Here is a 14,419-nt window from a genome sequence, read left to right as displayed (position 1 = left end):
GAGACCTCGCGGGCCGCGGGCCACGTCGAGGCCGTGGAGCCGGTGGAGCCGGTGGAGCTCGTGCGCTGTGGCTGGGCGACCTCCGCCCCCGACTACGTCGCCTACCACGACGAGGAGTGGGGCCGTCCGGTCACCGGCGACGACCGGGTGTTCGAGCGGATCGCGCTGGAGTCGTTCCAGTCCGGCCTGTCGTGGATCACCATCCTGCGCAAGCGGGAGAACTTCCGCAGGGCCTTCGAGGGGTTCTCCATCCCGGCCGTGGCCGGATTCGGCGACGAGGACGTCGCCCGCCTGCTCGGCGACGCGGGCATCGTCAGAAACCGGGCCAAGATCGAGGCGACGATCGCCAACGCGCGGGCCGCGCTCGGCGGCGGCCTGTCCGACCTCGTCTGGAAGCACGCGGACCCCGGCGCGCCCGTCCCGAAGACCCTGGCGGACGTGCCCGCCCAGACCGCCGGCTCCAAGGCCCTGTCCAAGGACCTCAAGGCGCGCGGCTTCCGTTTCGTCGGCCCGACCACCGCCTACGCGCTGATGCAGGCCATCGGCCTGGTCAACGATCACCTGGCCGACTGCTGGACACGCCGGGCCTGACGCCCCCGCGCCGGGAACGGCCCGCGGAAGCCGCCGACGGCCCTCGAACCCGGCGATTCCAGAAGTCCGCGCCCCCGGAGCCGGCGCCCTTCACGGTCCGCGCCCCCGGAGCCGGCGCCCCTGACGTCCGGGGCTTCGGAGGTCAGTGCCCCTCGAAGACGGGGCTCTCCTTGGCGAGGAAGGCGCGGGTCGCGTTCAGGTGGTCGCCGGTCTTGGCGCAGGCGTCCTGGAGGTCGGCCTCCAGCTCCAGGGCCTCGGCCAGGGAGCTGGTCGCGGCGAACCGCAGGGCGCGTTTGGTCGCCGCGTAGGCGCTCGTGGGACCCTGCGCCAGCCGTACGGCCAGAGCGCGGGCCGCGGTGTCCAGCTCGCCGGGCGGGACGACCCGCGAGACGACCCCGAGTTCGAGCGCGCGGTCCGCGCCGAAGGGCTCGCCGAGCAGCAGGAGTTCGGCCGCGCGCGCCGGGCCGGCCAGGCGCTGGAGGGTCCAGGAGGCGCCCGAGTCGGGGGCCAGGCCGATCCCCGAGAAGGCCGTCGCGAATCTGGCCCTCTCCGAGGCGATCCGCAGGTCGCACGCGAAGGCCAGCGAGGCGCCCGCGCCCGCGGCGACGCCGTTCACCGCCGCGACGACCGGCTTGTCCATCTCGGTGATCGTCCGGACGATCGGGTTGTAGTGCGTGCGTACGGTCCCGTCCAGTCCCCGCCCCGCCTCCAGGTTCGCGGCGTGTTCCGTCAGGTCCTGGCCGGCGCAGAACGCCCGTCCCGACCCGGTCAGCACCACCGCCCGCACCGAGGACGCCCGCGCCGCCGAGGTCAGCGCCTCCAGCAGGGCGGTCTTCGCCCGGACCGTCAGCGCGTTCATCGCCTCCGGCCGGTTGAGGACGATGGTGGCGACGGCGTCGTCGACGGAGTAGAGAACGTCGTTCAACGGATGCTCCTTCCGAACGGTCCCGGCTTCGCCCGAGGGCTCACCGGGGCCCTGCCTGTACGGGGTTGTCGGTACGGGGTCGTCTGTGCGGCTCGTTCGTACGGCTCCGCCGGCGGATTCAGGCCTCGCTTCCGTCCGCGGACGTCCGCCAGGGGCCCGCCACGGTCTCCGTCACGGTTGTCCGTCACGGTTGCGGCACGATGTCCGCTACACCTCGCCGAGGTGGCGGTCGACGAAGGCGGCGGCGGCCGGGAGCAGCCGTCCGGCCTCGTGCTCGAAGTAGATCCTGGCCTTCTCCCCAGGCCAGCCCCGGGGCAGGAGCTCGGCGGGAAGCCCGGGGTCGCGGAACAGGAAGTTGCGCCACCCGTGCAGCAGCCTGCTCCGGGTGGCGAACACCTGGTCGCCGCTCGCGTTGCCGGGCAGCCGGCCGACCAGCTCCATCGCCTGGGCCATCCACTCCTCGTAGGCGGCCCCGATGCCGTCCAGGTCCCAGGTCCTGGCGACCAGCGCCGCGGGGTCACCGTCGAGCACCGCGTCGAACCGGTCCACGGACAGGTCCTCGCCCTCGAGGATCGCGTCCAGTTCGGGGGAGGGCCGCGGCCCGATCCAGGTCGTCTCCGACATCGGCGCGTACCCGATGAAGGCCAGATCCGAGCGCAGGCGCTCCCGCCTGGACCGCTCGCGTACGGGTTCCACCACGAGGATGTGCCACCGGCCGTTCCACGTGATCGTCCCGACTCGGTAAATTCTCAGCGCGGCCTCGTCGAGGCGGTGCACGCACTTGGGGGTGACCTCGTAACCGGGGCCTCCGGGCAACCGGGCGGGCGCGAGCCAGCCCTGCCGCACCATCCGCGAGACGGCGGTGCGCACGGCGGGAGCCGCGATGTCCAGCGGGGCGAGCAGCCGGACGAGGGCGGCCACGGACGCGCGACCGCCTCGGGACCTGAGGTGGTCCCCGTACAGATCGAAGAGAGCGGCGCGGGCGTTCACGAGGACAAGTTTGGTCGTCTGAGGGGCCCCGGACAACGGTCTTGATCGCCGGATGAGCCGACGCTGAGACTGATCGTTCCCATTCTCCGTGCGGAGGCGGGATAATAGGACATCACAGAAGACGTGAATGCGTCGGCCACCCTCGGGTCAGTCGGAGATCCGGAGCCCGAAGCAGGAAGGGATACACGCATGGCGGCTATGAAGCCGAGGACCGGTGATGGTCCGCTGGAGGTCGTCAAGGAAGGCAGGGGGATCGTCATGCGGGTTCCTCTGGAGGGTGGCGGCCGCCTTGTCGTCGAGCTTTCGGCGGACGAGGCAAGTGCCCTCGCTGAGGAATTGAAGAAAATAGTCGGTTGATCCCGATCTAAGACAGAAGTGGTGGAGCCGGGCCCTATTTGAGCTTGCTCGGGGAGCATGACACCTGCGATGGCCCGCGCGACCGACGACGAACACGGCCCTGGCCGCCGGACCGCCTCACGGCGGCTCGCGCCAGGGCCGCGGTGTGCTCCCCGGCGTTCTCCACCACGCCGGGCCTGATGACTGGAGTTACCCCTATGCCCATCTCCCCCTATCTGCTCCTGCCTCGCGTTCCCTACGCGCAGGGGCTCTCCGCCGTGTCCCCCGTGGGCGCGGAGCCCGCCACCGGGGAGGAAGCCGGGACCGTGCTTTCCGGGCTCCCCGGTGACGCCGAGCTGCTGGCCGTCCCCTTCGCCGAGGACCTCGCGCCCGAGATCGAGCTGCCGGTGCCCGCGGCGGCACTGCTCGCCCACCACAAGGCCAAGGGCGAGGCGGGTGAGATCGTCGAGGTTCCCGTCGCGAACGGCGACGCCGTCGGCCGGGTGCTCCTCTACGGGGTCGGCGACGGCTCGGCGACCGCCCTGCGCAAGGCGGGCGCGGCGGTGGCGCGGCGCGGCAAGGGCAGGGACGCCATCAGGATCGTGCTCCCGAGCGGGCCGGTGGCCGCGTTCGTGGAGGGCGCGCTGCTGGCCACGTACACCTTCAGGATCGGCGAGGCGAAGTCCGCCCCGGTGACGCTCGAGTTCGTCGGCGATGGGGTCGAGGCGGAGGTCGCCGAGGCCGAGGTGATCGCCGGGGCCGTGGCGCTCGCCAGGGACCTGGCCAACACCCCCTCCTCGGTGAAGTCCCCCGCCTGGCTCGCCGAACGCGCCGCCGAGCAGGGTGTCGCGGTGCGGGTGTGGGACGAGCGGGAACTGCGCTCCGGCGGGTTCGGCGGCATCCTCGCCGTCGGGCAGGGGTCGGTGAACCCGCCCCGGCTGATCCAGCTCTCCTACGAGCCCGAGGACGCGACCGGCCACGTGGTCCTGGTCGGCAAGGGCATCACGTACGACACCGGCGGCATCTCGCTCAAGCCGACGAGCAACATGGTGTTCATGAAGACCGACATGGCCGGCGGGGCCGTCGTCATCGCGGTCCTGGGCGCGCTGGCCGCGCTCGGCGTGCGGGTGCGGGTCACCGGCCTCGTCGCCGCCGCCGAGAACGCCTTCTCCGGCACGGCCCAGCGCCCCTCCGACGTGATCACGCAGTACGGCGGCCGGACCGTGGAGGTGCTCAACACCGACGCCGAGGGGCGCCTGGTCCTGGCCGACGCGCTGGCCTACGCCGACGCGGAGCTGGACCCGGACGTCATGGTCGACATCGCCACGCTGACCGGGGCGATCGGCATCGCCCTGGGCAAGGACCTCGGCGCGGTCTTCGCCTCCGACGACGAGCTGGCCGGCGCGCTGGCCGGGGCGGGGACGACCAGCGGGGAGCGGCTCTGGCGGATGCCCCTGATCGAGGACTACGTTCCCGCGCTCGACTCGTCCGTGGCCGACATGACCAACATCGAGGCGGGCTCGACCTACGGCGCCGGTTCCATCACCGCGGCGCTGTTCCTGCGCGAGTTCACCGGTGGGCGGCCGTGGGCGCACCTGGACATCGCGGGTGTCGGCCGCAGCGGCGCGGACGAGGGCGTCTTCAGCAAGGGGGCCACCGGGTTCGGCGTGCGCCTGCTGCTCGAATGGCTGTCGGGGTTCCAGAAGCGCTGACCGGGGACGACCGGGGACGACCGGGGACGACCGGGGACGACCGGGGACGCTGACGGGGCGGTGTCAGTCGGCGAGCTTGACGGCCGCCAGGATGCCGTCCCCCAGGGGCATCATCAGCGGGCGGAGCCGCTCGTCGGAGCGGACCAGCTTGCCCAGCTCCCTGATGGAGACCGTGTCGGGGTCTCGCTGCACGGGGTCGGCCACCCGGTTGCCCCAGAGGGCGTTGTCGAAGACGACGATGCCGCCGACCCGCAGCAGCCGTACGGACTCGGCCAGATAGTCGGCGTACTCGTGCATGGCGCCGTCGCAGAAGACGAGGTCGTAGCCGCCGTCGGAGAGGCGGGGGAGCACGTCGAGGGCGCGGCCGGTGATCAGGCGGATCCGGCCGCCGGAGAATCCGGCCTGGGCGAAGCTCTGCCTGGCCAGCCGCTGGTGCTCCGGCTCCACGTCCACGCTGGTGAGCGTGCCGTCCTGGCGCATGCCGCGGAGCAGCCACAGCCCCGAGACTCCGCAGCCGGTGCCGATCTCCACGACGGCGCGGGCGTTGATGGCGGTGGCGAGGAAGCAGAGAGCGGCGCCGCCACCGGGCAGGATCGGGGGCGCTCCCACTTCCGCGCCGCGCATGCGCGCGGCCCGCAGGATGTCGTCCTCCCTGTGGAACTCGTCGGCATAGGCCAGAGTGGCCTCCAACGGACTTGTCGGCGTCTCTGCCATCGGCCTCTCCTCCCGCTTTCTCCGTACACAGTCATATAGGCACTGGGTCGCAGCCTAAGGGAGGCAGGCCCGATCGGGAACTCATGTCACCCCCGGTGCGTTGCACGGTTTAAGCGGCCTTTGCCGGTCCTGAAGGTAGTCAGTGCGCACGAAGGGACGAAACCAGGCACTATGGCGATAGCGGTGGTCCCGGAGAGAGGAGTGCTGGTGGAGGAGTCCGACCACCAGGCCGAAGCTCCCGTGTCTGATTGGACGCCTCCTACATGGGAGGAGGTGGTCCGGACGCACTCGGCGCGCGTCTACCGGCTGGCCTATCGGCTGACCGGCAACGTGCACGATGCGGAAGATCTCACACAGGAGGTCTTCGTCCGGGTCTTCAGGTCGTTGTCGAACTACACGCCAGGCACTTTCGAGGGCTGGCTGCACCGCATCACCACCAACCTGTTCCTCGACATGGCGCGGCGCAAGCAGCGCATCAGGTTCGAGGGGCTCGCCGACGACGCCGCCGAGCGGCTGCGCGGGCGCGAGCCTTCTCCCGCACAGGTGTACGACGACACCCATCTGGAGCCCGACATCCAGGCGGCACTCGACGCGCTCGCGCCCGAGTTCCGCGCGGCCGTCGTTCTGTGTGACATCGAGGGGCTGTCCTACGAGGAGATCGCGGCGACGCTGGGCGTGAAGCTCGGCACGGTACGCAGCCGGATCCACCGTGGGAGGGCGCAGCTGCGTGAGGCGCTTGAGCATCGCGCGCCGCGGAACGACCAATTCCCCCCGAGCGTTACCCACGGGGAGGAATTCGCATGAGAAACCACAGTCATGACGAATGTCACGACGAGCCGCTTGGCAAGGAGTGCGCATGAGTCACCTCGGAGAACGCGTTTCCGCACTGGTCGACGGTGAGCTGAATCACCACGAGCGCGACCGTGCCCTGTCGCATCTGACCTTCTGCGCCCCCTGCAGGGCCGAGGTCGACGCCATGCGGGCGCTGAAGAGCCGGTTGCGGTCCCTCGACGGTCCCTCGATGCCGACGGACCTGACGATGTCCCTGCTGCGGATGGCGGAGCCCGGCGGCCCGCTGCCCCCGCGTGAGCGCCCCTTTCCGGCCTCACGCACCTTCGGCGGCGCGCCCATTCCGAGCATGCACAGCGTCGCTCCCCCCGACAACCGGCCCCGGGGCCGTTCCGGGGGCCCTCGCCGTGCCCGGAGGGCGGGATACGTCGCGGTGGGCGTCGCCTCGGCGGCCGTGGCGATCGGGACGCTGTTCGTGGTAGGCGGGACCGACCCCAACCCCCGCGTCGTGCCACCGGTCGACATGTTCGCCAACCAGCACAGGAACACCGCGCCCTATGGCGGATCGGCGACGCCGATTCTCTCCCCCTCTCCGTGATCCGGCTGCCCGCCACGGTCATCCTGGCCGCCCTGTTGCTGCTGGGGCTGGTGGCGGGCGGTCCGGCGTACGCCGTCCGGTCCCCGCACGCCGTGCCGCCGGACGACGTCGAGAGCGAGGACACCGGCCTGCACCTGCTCCGTGAGGCGGCGGTCGCGGGCCGGTCCCGTGGATACTCCGGCACCCAGTACGTCACCGCCTGGGGCGCCGACGGCTCCTCCGGCGCCGCCGCCTCGGTGCTGGAGGTGCGAAACGTCCCCGGAAAGGGAATGACGGTCCGCGCCGAGCCCTCCGGCTCCGTGCGGAAGGCCGATCCCGGCACCCCGGCCGGGGGCATGTCCAGCCCGTCCGAGGCGATGCTCGAGGTCCTGGCCCGCAACTACCGGGTCGTGACGGTGGGAGAGGGCTTCGCCTGCGGGCGCCCCGCCCGCCTCGTGGACGTCCTGCGGGCCGACGGCACGGCCGCCGCCCGATACTGGCTCGACGAGTCCGGGGGCCCGGTGCTGCGCCGCGAACTCATGGACGCGGAGGGCCGGGTCGTCAGCGCCGGGGCCTTCGTCGATCTGACGCTCGACCCGGTGGCGAGCGGGACGGTGCCCGCGATGGCCGCCGGCGGCCCGGACCTGGCCGAGCTTCCCCGGCTGGAAGCCGAAGGCCGGCGGTTCCCCCGCACCCTGCCCGGACGCCTGGAGCTGTTCGCCGCGCACGACATCCCCCCTGGATACTTGTACCTGGGCTACTCGGACGGCCTGTCGGTCGTGTCGGTTTTTATCCAGTCTGGGATGCTTGATGAGGAACGCCTCCGTGGTTGGCATGCGGAGGAGCGCAAGGGGCATACGATCTGGGTTCGAGACCCAGCTGGGCAGGAGACGATCTGGGCGAGTGGGGGTCATGTCTACACCGTCTTTGCCGACGCGCCGGCCGACATGGTCGACGCCGCTGTCGCGGCGTTGCCGCACGAGCCCGTTCCCGATCTCTGGACGCGGCTCGGCCGAGGCGCGAGCCGCCTGCTCTCCTGGGTCAATCCCTTCGGATAACGCATGCTTTACACATCTCGTATGCCGCTCGGGGGAAGATTGCCGGGTTGACTCGGTGAGCGGCCGCCTGCGAGGCAAGGAGTAGTGAGTATTCGATGACCGACGATGCCCGTACTTCCCATGAGGCGCACGATGCTGAGGGGCGTACGCCGTCGGACTTCACCGACGGCGGACACGGCACTCCCGAGTCCCGGCGCGCCGACTCCTCAGGCCCTGAGTTCTCCCGCCCGGAGTTCCTGCCCGCCGGGGAGGGGTCCTTCCAGGCGGAGCAGCCCCGGGACGACGGCTGGAGCCAGCTGGGCGCCCCGCCCGACCGCGCCCGCTGGGGCGGGCGGCAGGACCAGCCCGAGCTGTTCCGCCACGACGACAGGTATGACGACAGGGACGTGCCGCCCGGCGAGGGCGGCCGGGACCCCGGCTTCACCGGGGAGCACTGGGGTGACCCCTCGGGCAGGCCCAAGCACGACACGGCGGCCTTCGCCTCCCCGGCCGCGCCACCCCCGCCGCCCGCCCAGGCGTTCGGCATGGGACCGGGCTGGGCGCCGCCTCCGGGGAGCCTGGGGGCTCCCGGGAGCTTCGGCGGCCCGCCGCCCCCGCCCGTCCGGCGCGGGCCGCGTACCGCCACGCTGGTGATCCTCGCCCTGATGGTCGCGCTGCTCGCCTCCACGCTGGGCAGCGTCGGCACCTACCTCCTCACCAAGCCCGCGGGCTCGGGGCGCGACCCCTCCTTCAGCCTGGGAGGGGCGCCGACGGGTTCCAACGTCCGGCCCCCAGAATCCGTCGCGGGTGTGGCCTCGAAGGTCCTGCCCAGCGTGGTGTCGCTGGCGGTCGAGGGCGGAGCGAGTTCCAGCACCGGCTCCGGCTTCCTGATCAAGGGTGGCTACGTGGTGACCAACAACCACGTGGTGGCCAACGCCGAACCGAGCGGCCAGATCCAGATCCAGTTCAACAACCGCAAGTCCACCTCCGCCATCGTCGTGGGCACCGATCCCGAGTCCGACCTGGCCGTGGTCAAGCCCGCGGAGACCTTCGGCGCCCCCGAGATCACTCTCGGCAACTCCGACAACGTGGTCGTGGGCGATCCGGTCATCGCCATCGGATCCCCGCTGGGGCTGACCGGCACCGTCACCTCCGGCATCGTCAGCTCGCTCAACCGTCCCGTCCAGGCGGGCGAGGAGAACAGCTCCGAGGCGACCTGGCTCAGCGCCGTGCAGACCGACGCCGCGATCAACCCCGGCAACTCGGGGGGCCCGCTGGTCAACGTCAACGGCGAGGTCATCGGCGTCAACTCGGCGATCGCCACGCTCGGCAGATCGGTCGGCGGCCAGAGCGGCAGCATCGGCCTGGGCTTCGCCATCCCGGTGAACCACGCCCGGCGGGTCGCCCAGGAGCTGATCACCACGGGCAAGGCCAAGAAGTCGCGGATCGGCGTCGCCATCGACCCGACGTACCAGGGCGTCGGGGTGCGCATCGCCACCGAGTCCAGGCAGGGCGCCCAGCCGGTCGAGCCGAACGGTCCCGCCGCCCAGGCGGGGCTCAAGCCCGGAGACGTCATCCTGGAGGTCGAGGGTGTCGTGCTCCAGGACGGCAACGAGCTGATCGCCATGATCCGCAACAGGGCCCCCGGCGAGAAGCTCTCGATCAAGTACCAGCGTGGCGGCCAGGAGAACACCGCGACGGTGACCGTCGGCGCCGCCCCCGAGCAGCCCTCTCCCAAACCCTCCTGAGCGTGAGGGCGGGGCGCGTGCTCACGAGTGGGGGCGTTAGTGTGGAACCTCTCCGGCGTGTGGCCGGAGAGGAGCTTCTGGCATCCTCCCGGTAGGAGATCACCGTGTTCGGACTCGGCTGGCCTGAGATCGTGGCGCTGGTGGTGATCGCCCTTCTCGTCTTCGGCCCGGAGAAGCTTCCCCAGGCCGCCTCGCAGGCGGGCAAGACGCTGCGCAACCTGCGCCGGATGGCCAACAACGCGAGAGACGACCTGCGGACGGGCCTCGGGCCCGAGTTCGCCGACTTCGACCCGGCCGACCTCAACCCGAAGAACTTCGTCCGCAAGCACCTCACCGCCGACCTCGAGGACGACTGGAACGGCGCCTCGGCCACCACCGCCACCGCCGAACCGGCCGACCACGCGATGAGCGTCGCCGACGAGCTGGGCTACGGCGAGATCCCCCCGTACGACTCCGACGCGACCTGATCGCCGGACCTCGCCCGGTCTTCGGGTCTCATCCGGTTGACACGCGTCTCATACGGCCGACGGCGGCGCCCCGTAAGGGGCGCCGCCGTCGTCGTGCCGGGGGAGAGTCCGGACCGGCCGGGCCGGTCCGGGTGGAGCCGGTCCGTTTCCCCGGGGCGTGTGGCCGGTCCGGCGGGACGGTGGCCGACAGCGGCCGGGGCTCAGCCGCGCCGGGTGGGCGAGATGCCGAGCTGGAGGCCCTTGATGCTGCCCGACTTCTTGCTCAGGGAGGCGGCGATGCGGCTCAGCTCGGTGGCCGCGGGGGCGTCCGGGTCGGTCAGCACCAGCGGCTTGCCCTCGTCGCCGCCCTCGCGCAGGCGCATGTCGATGGGCACCTGGCCCAGGAGCGGCACGCGGGAGCCGAGGGTGCGGGTCAGCGCGTCGGCCACGGTCTGGCCGCCGCCCTCGCCGAAGACCGAGATCCGCTCGTCGCAGTGCGGGCAGGGCAGCCACGACATGTTCTCGATGACACCGGCGATCTGCTGGTGGGTCTGGACGGCGATCGATCCGGCGCGCTCGGCGACCTCGGCGGCGGCCTGCTGCGGGGTGGTCACCACCAGGAGCTCCGCCGACGGCATCCGCTGCGCCACGGAGATCGCGATGTCGCCGGTCCCCGGGGGCAGGTCCATCAGCAGCACGTCCAGGTCGCCCCAGTAGACGTCGGCCAGGAACTGGTGCAGGGCCCGGTCGAGCATCGGGCCTCGCCACACGACCGGGGTGTTGCCCTCGGGCTTGAACATGCCGACCGAGATGACCTTGATGTCATGCGCCACCGGCGGCATGATCATGTCCTCGACCTTGGTCGGGCGCTCGGAGATGCCGAGCATGCGGGGAACGCTGTGGCCGTAGATGTCGGCGTCGACGACGCCGACCTTCAGGCCGCTCGCGGCCATCGCGGCGGCGAGGTTGACGGTGACGGACGACTTGCCGACGCCGCCCTTGCCGGAGGCGACCGCGAAGACGCGGGTCAGCGAGCCGGGCTGGGCGAAGGGGATCTCCTTCTCGGGCCCCTTGTTGCCGCGCAGCTTGGTCTGCAGCGTCTTGCGCTGCTCGGCGCTCATGACGTCCATCTCGACGGAGACACCGGCCACTCCGTCGATCTTGGAGACCGCGCCGGTGACGTCCCGGGTGATGGTGTCCTTCATGGGACAGCCGGACACGGTCAGGAAGATCGCGACACGTACGGCTCCCTCGGGGGAGATGTCGACGCTCTTGACCATGTCGAGTTCGGTGATCGGCCGACGGATCTCAGGGTCGTTGACGGTCGCGAGGGCGGCCATCACCAGTTCCGGGGTAGGTGCCATCGAAGTGTCGGCAATCACGTCACCCGGGGGCGACGGGGGATGCCGTCCCTCCTTGTCTGTTATCGATGAGGCGTCTCACGGGCAGGACCTGCCCGTCGTGGCGCCCGTATGGCTTGGCAGGAGGCCGATCCCATCGGGGAACGGTCGGCGTCGTGAGTCCATGGTATGAACCCGGGGACACCGGAAGGAATTCCGAATCCGGCGACGATCACTGAATTCGGACAATTCGCTGTGTAGATGCGCGTGCAACGTTCTAAGGTTACTCCGTGACCCTCACGGCGGGCGAGTCAAGAGAGAGCCTCGGCTCGGCGGAGCTGGTGGTCTGGCGCATGCTCCAGCGGGCCCAGGTTCGCATCACCCGGGCCCTGGAGGCCGACCTGCTGGTCGAGCACGACCTGGCCCTGGCTTCGTACGAGGTGCTGTCGCAGCTGTCCGAGGCACCCGAGCGGCGGCTGAGGATGAACGACCTGGCCGACCGGGTGCTGCTCTCGCGCAGTGGCCTGACCCGGCTCATCGACCGCCTCCAGCGCGACGGCCTGGTCGAGCGTGAGACCTGCACGAGCGACGCGCGCGGCCTGTTCGCGGTCCTGACGGACGCGGGCGCCGCGCGGCTGGCCGAGGCCGGCCCCACCTACCTGCGCGGGGTCCGCGCCCAGTTCCCGGACATGCTCGACGCCGACGAGCTGCGGCGGTGCGCGGCCATGCTGACCAAGCTCTTCCCCGGCCCCCGGGCCGGCACCGACCCGTACTGAGCCGCGGGACCGGCACCGGTACCGGCCTGTCCTGAGTCGCACGGCCCCGTGCCGGCACCGGTCCTGCCCGGGTGGCAGGGTCCCGTCCGGCGCCGTCCATGCCGTCCATGCCGGCCTGTCGCGCCGGGCCGGGCCGTTCCGGCGCGGAGTGTCACCGAGGCGTTCCCGAGACGCGGCCGCGGGCTCTTCCGGGCGGCATGACGGTCTTCCGTCCCGCCGCGACCCGCCTCGGCCGTCCTGACCCTCCTCCGGACAAGGTCGTCGGGCGCCATGTCACATGCCAGACCCAGAGTGATGTCGAACGCATAAAGGATCTTGCCGGTTATACGGACACTCGTGGAGATTGCGGATATTCACGACTAGTGCGGAGGCTCGATGCCAACGTTACGAGCAGCCCTCACCGCCCTCATCGTGGTCGCGTCGGGTGTCACCCCGGCCCACGCGGCCGCCCAACCCACTCTCACCGTCGAGCGGGGACGGACCCAGCCGGTCTTCTCGTACGCCGACGCCGTCCGCGAGCACGTCTACGTCGAGTCGAGCGTCGACAGCGACGCCGACGGAAGGCCGGATCGGGTCCGGGTCGACATCATCAGGCCGAAGGAGTCCGGTCCCGGGCTCAAGGTGCCGGTGATCATCGACGAGAGCCCGTACTACGACAACTCCGGCCGGGGGAACGAGGCCGAGAGGAAGGTCTACGACGCCGCCGGGAACGTCACGAAATTCCCCCTGTACTACGACAACTACTTCGTGCCGCGTGGTTACGCCGTCCTCAACGTCGACATGATCGGGACCACCAGGTCCGAGGGCTGTCCCGACGTCGGAGGGCGGGCCGACGTGCTGGGCGGCAAGGCCGTCATCGACTGGCTGAACGGCCGCGCCACCGCCTACCGCGCCGACGGCACGCCCGCGGTCGCGGACTGGACCACCGGCAAGGCCGCGATGATCGGCAAGTCGTACGACGGCACGCTGGCCAACGCCGTGGCGGCGACCGGGGTGCAGGGACTGGAGACGATCGTCCCGATCTCGGCGATCAGCTCCTGGTACAAGTACCAGCGCTCCAACGGGGTGATCTACAACTACGACTACATGTCGTGGCTGGGCAACTACGTCGACAGCGAACCCACGGCCAAGTGCGCGGCCACCTGGGCGCGCCTGGACGCCGAGGACGGCGACGACACCGGGAACTACAACGGCTTCTGGGCCGAGCGCGACTACATCGCGGGCTCGCTGGCCGACGTCTCCAAGGTGCGTGCCAGCGTCTTCGCCGTGCACACGGTCAACGACCTCAACGTCATGCCCGACAACTTCTCCACGTGGTGGAAGGCCCTGGCCGACCGGAACGTGCCCCGCAAGATCTGGGTCGGGCAGTACCAGCACGTGGACCCCTTCGACTTCGAGGGGCGCCGTGACATCTGGGTCGACACGCTGCACCGCTGGTTCGACCACTGGCTGCTCGGCGTGCGCAACGGCATCATGCGCGAGCCCCGCGCCGACGTGCAGAGCAGCCTCGACCGCTGGACCACCCAGCACGACTGGCCCGCCCCGCTCGCCCTGAAGATCCCCTTCCGTCCCGCGGCCGACGGCTCGTTCGGCCTCGTACCGGCGAAGAGCGGTCAGACCGCCACGTTCACCGACATCCGCCAGTCCGAGGAGGCGATGGTCGCCGACGTCGGCACGGCCAAGCCGGGGAGGGTGGCCTTCACCACCGGCGCGCTGCCGCTGGACCTGCGCCTGTCCGGCACGCCCGTGGTGGACCTGCGCGTCGCGCTCGACAAGCCCACCTCGAACCTGACCGCACTCCTCGTCGACTTCGGCGAGGACACCCGGATCGACTGGCGGCGCGGCCAGGGCATCACCACGGTCACCGAGGAGAGCTGCCACGGCGAGAGCACGACCGACGACGACGCCTGCTACAAGCAGGTCGTCACCAACCGGGCCACCCGCCCGCTGGAGATCGTCGCCCGGGGCTGGATCGACGTGCAGAACCGCGACTCGCTCAGCACGCCCTCGCCGCTGCCCGCGGGCACCTACGGCAGGGTGAGCTGGGAGACGCTGCCGCAGGACTACGTCTTCAAGAAGGGGCACAGGCTGGCCCTCGTGATCGCGGGCACCGACTCGACCTACAGCGACGAGACGGCCACCGGCGCGAACGTCACCGTCGACCTGGCCGGGAGCAGGGTGCTCCTGCCGCTGGCGATCAGCACCCTGCGGAGCACCGACGTGCCGAAGGACACGACCAGGTGGAGCGGCCCGGGGCAGCTGGACCTGCCGGAGCCGGAGAACCGGTTCTTCTGATCCAGGAGTGATCTCCAGGAGCCTCTGATACTCGGGAGGCCCGCGGGGGGTGAGCCGGGCGTGGCGCCCGGTTCACCCCCCGTCCCGTGTCACCGGGTACGGCGCTCAGCCCGCGCGTCCGCCGGGCGGGGGGCCGGGCGGGG

Annotated in this window: 14 protein-coding genes; 10 read left to right on the top strand and 4 right to left on the bottom strand. The window is 71.2% G+C overall.

Annotated elements, in window-relative coordinates; translation table 11 throughout:
* Positions 1-33 precede the first annotated feature (33 nt).
* Complete coding sequence (locus tag ACVCAG_RS26625) at positions 34-591, top strand: DNA-3-methyladenine glycosylase I (RefSeq protein WP_440085646.1); 558 nt, start codon at positions 34-36, stop codon at positions 589-591.
* A gap of 142 nt (positions 592-733) precedes the next feature.
* Here ACVCAG_RS26625 and ACVCAG_RS26620 read toward each other — a convergent pair whose 3' ends face one another.
* Together ACVCAG_RS26620 and ACVCAG_RS26615 are read right to left on the bottom strand one after the other, a co-directional pair.
* A complete protein-coding gene (locus ACVCAG_RS26620) occupies positions 734-1,516 on the bottom strand; it encodes an enoyl-CoA hydratase-related protein (protein WP_440085535.1) in 783 nt (260 codons plus the stop codon).
* 207 nt (positions 1,517-1,723) lie between these two features.
* Positions 1,724-2,506 (bottom strand): PaaX family transcriptional regulator C-terminal domain-containing protein, encoded by a 783-nt coding sequence (locus ACVCAG_RS26615; RefSeq protein ID WP_440085534.1) that lies wholly within the window; start codon positions 2,504-2,506, stop codon positions 1,724-1,726.
* 189 nt (positions 2,507-2,695) lie between these two features.
* Between ACVCAG_RS26615 and ACVCAG_RS26610 the strand changes: the two genes are divergently transcribed.
* Complete coding sequence (locus ACVCAG_RS26610) at positions 2,696-2,863, top strand: DUF3117 domain-containing protein (RefSeq protein ID WP_362685327.1); 168 nt, start codon at positions 2,696-2,698, stop codon at positions 2,861-2,863.
* A gap of 197 nt (positions 2,864-3,060) precedes the next feature.
* Positions 3,061-4,554: a M17 family peptidase N-terminal domain-containing protein gene (locus ACVCAG_RS26605; RefSeq protein WP_440085533.1), complete on the top strand. Its 1,494-nt coding sequence runs from the start codon at positions 3,061-3,063 to the stop codon at positions 4,552-4,554.
* 63 nt (positions 4,555-4,617) lie between these two features.
* On the opposite strand, the gene ACVCAG_RS26600 is transcribed toward ACVCAG_RS26605, so the two are convergent.
* Positions 4,618-5,268: a class I SAM-dependent methyltransferase gene (locus ACVCAG_RS26600; protein WP_440068458.1), complete on the bottom strand. Its 651-nt coding sequence runs from the start codon at positions 5,266-5,268 to the stop codon at positions 4,618-4,620.
* 171 nt (positions 5,269-5,439) lie between these two features.
* On the opposite strand from ACVCAG_RS26600, the gene sigE reads away from it, so the two are divergent.
* The 5 genes from sigE to ACVCAG_RS26575 all read left to right on the top strand — a co-directional run bounded on the left by sigE (position 5,440) and on the right by ACVCAG_RS26575 (position 9,886).
* Positions 5,440-6,072 carry an RNA polymerase sigma factor SigE gene (sigE, locus tag ACVCAG_RS26595; protein ID WP_329085768.1) on the top strand — a complete coding sequence of 211 codons (633 nt, stop codon included), beginning with the start codon at positions 5,440-5,442 and terminating at the stop codon, positions 6,070-6,072.
* Between the two features lie 52 nt (positions 6,073-6,124).
* Entirely contained in the window at positions 6,125-6,655 is a 531-nt protein-coding gene (locus ACVCAG_RS26590; protein ID WP_440085532.1) for a zf-HC2 domain-containing protein, read from the top strand.
* Positions 6,652-7,692 carry a sigma-E factor regulatory protein RseB domain-containing protein gene (locus tag ACVCAG_RS26585; RefSeq protein ID WP_440085531.1) on the top strand — a complete coding sequence of 347 codons (1,041 nt, stop codon included), beginning with the start codon at positions 6,652-6,654 and terminating at the stop codon, positions 7,690-7,692. Before ACVCAG_RS26590 ends, ACVCAG_RS26585 begins: the two co-directional genes overlap by 4 nt.
* A gap of 95 nt (positions 7,693-7,787) precedes the next feature.
* Entirely contained in the window at positions 7,788-9,419 is a 1,632-nt protein-coding gene (locus ACVCAG_RS26580) for a trypsin-like peptidase domain-containing protein (RefSeq protein ID WP_440085530.1), read from the top strand.
* Between the two features lie 104 nt (positions 9,420-9,523).
* Positions 9,524-9,886, top strand: a complete 363-nt coding sequence (locus ACVCAG_RS26575; protein ID WP_440085529.1) for a sec-independent translocase — start codon at positions 9,524-9,526, stop codon at positions 9,884-9,886.
* 200 nt (positions 9,887-10,086) lie between these two features.
* Here ACVCAG_RS26575 and ACVCAG_RS26570 read toward each other — a convergent pair whose 3' ends face one another.
* Positions 10,087-11,229: a P-loop NTPase gene (locus ACVCAG_RS26570; RefSeq protein ID WP_440085528.1), complete on the bottom strand. Its 1,143-nt coding sequence runs from the start codon at positions 11,227-11,229 to the stop codon at positions 10,087-10,089.
* A gap of 266 nt (positions 11,230-11,495) precedes the next feature.
* On the opposite strand from ACVCAG_RS26570, the gene ACVCAG_RS26565 reads away from it, so the two are divergent.
* On the top strand, positions 11,496-11,981 hold the full coding sequence (locus ACVCAG_RS26565; protein WP_440085527.1) for a MarR family transcriptional regulator: 486 nt from the start codon (positions 11,496-11,498) through the stop codon (positions 11,979-11,981).
* A gap of 375 nt (positions 11,982-12,356) precedes the next feature.
* A complete protein-coding gene (locus tag ACVCAG_RS26560; RefSeq protein WP_447190482.1) occupies positions 12,357-14,276 on the top strand; it encodes a Xaa-Pro dipeptidyl-peptidase in 1,920 nt (639 codons plus the stop codon).
* The last annotated feature ends 143 nt before the right edge of the window (positions 14,277-14,419 follow it).

This window comes from Streptosporangium sp. G12 (genome assembly GCF_052983175.1).
This window is presented reverse-complemented; position numbering and strand designations above follow the sequence as displayed.

Bases quoted from the DNA above. Each gene is read 5' to 3' on its own strand.
- ACVCAG_RS26590 (WP_440085532.1), top strand. From the start codon at position 6,125: ATGAGTCACCTCGGAGAACGCGTTTCCGCACTGGTCGACGGTGAGCTG.
- sigE (WP_329085768.1), top strand. From the start codon at position 5,440: ATGGCGATAGCGGTGGTCCCGGAGAGAGGAGTGCTGGTGGAGGAGTCC.
- ACVCAG_RS26570 (WP_440085528.1), bottom strand. From the start codon at position 11,229: ATGGCACCTACCCCGGAACTGGTGATGGCCGCCCTCGCGACCGTCAAC.
- ACVCAG_RS26560 (WP_447190482.1), top strand. From the start codon at position 12,357: ATGCCAACGTTACGAGCAGCCCTCACCGCCCTCATCGTGGTCGCGTCG.
- ACVCAG_RS26605 (WP_440085533.1), top strand. From the start codon at position 3,061: ATGCCCATCTCCCCCTATCTGCTCCTGCCTCGCGTTCCCTACGCGCAG.
- ACVCAG_RS26600 (WP_440068458.1), bottom strand. From the start codon at position 5,268: ATGGCAGAGACGCCGACAAGTCCGTTGGAGGCCACTCTGGCCTATGCC.
- ACVCAG_RS26610 (WP_362685327.1), top strand. From the start codon at position 2,696: ATGGCGGCTATGAAGCCGAGGACCGGTGATGGTCCGCTGGAGGTCGTC.
- ACVCAG_RS26580 (WP_440085530.1), top strand. From the start codon at position 7,788: ATGACCGACGATGCCCGTACTTCCCATGAGGCGCACGATGCTGAGGGG.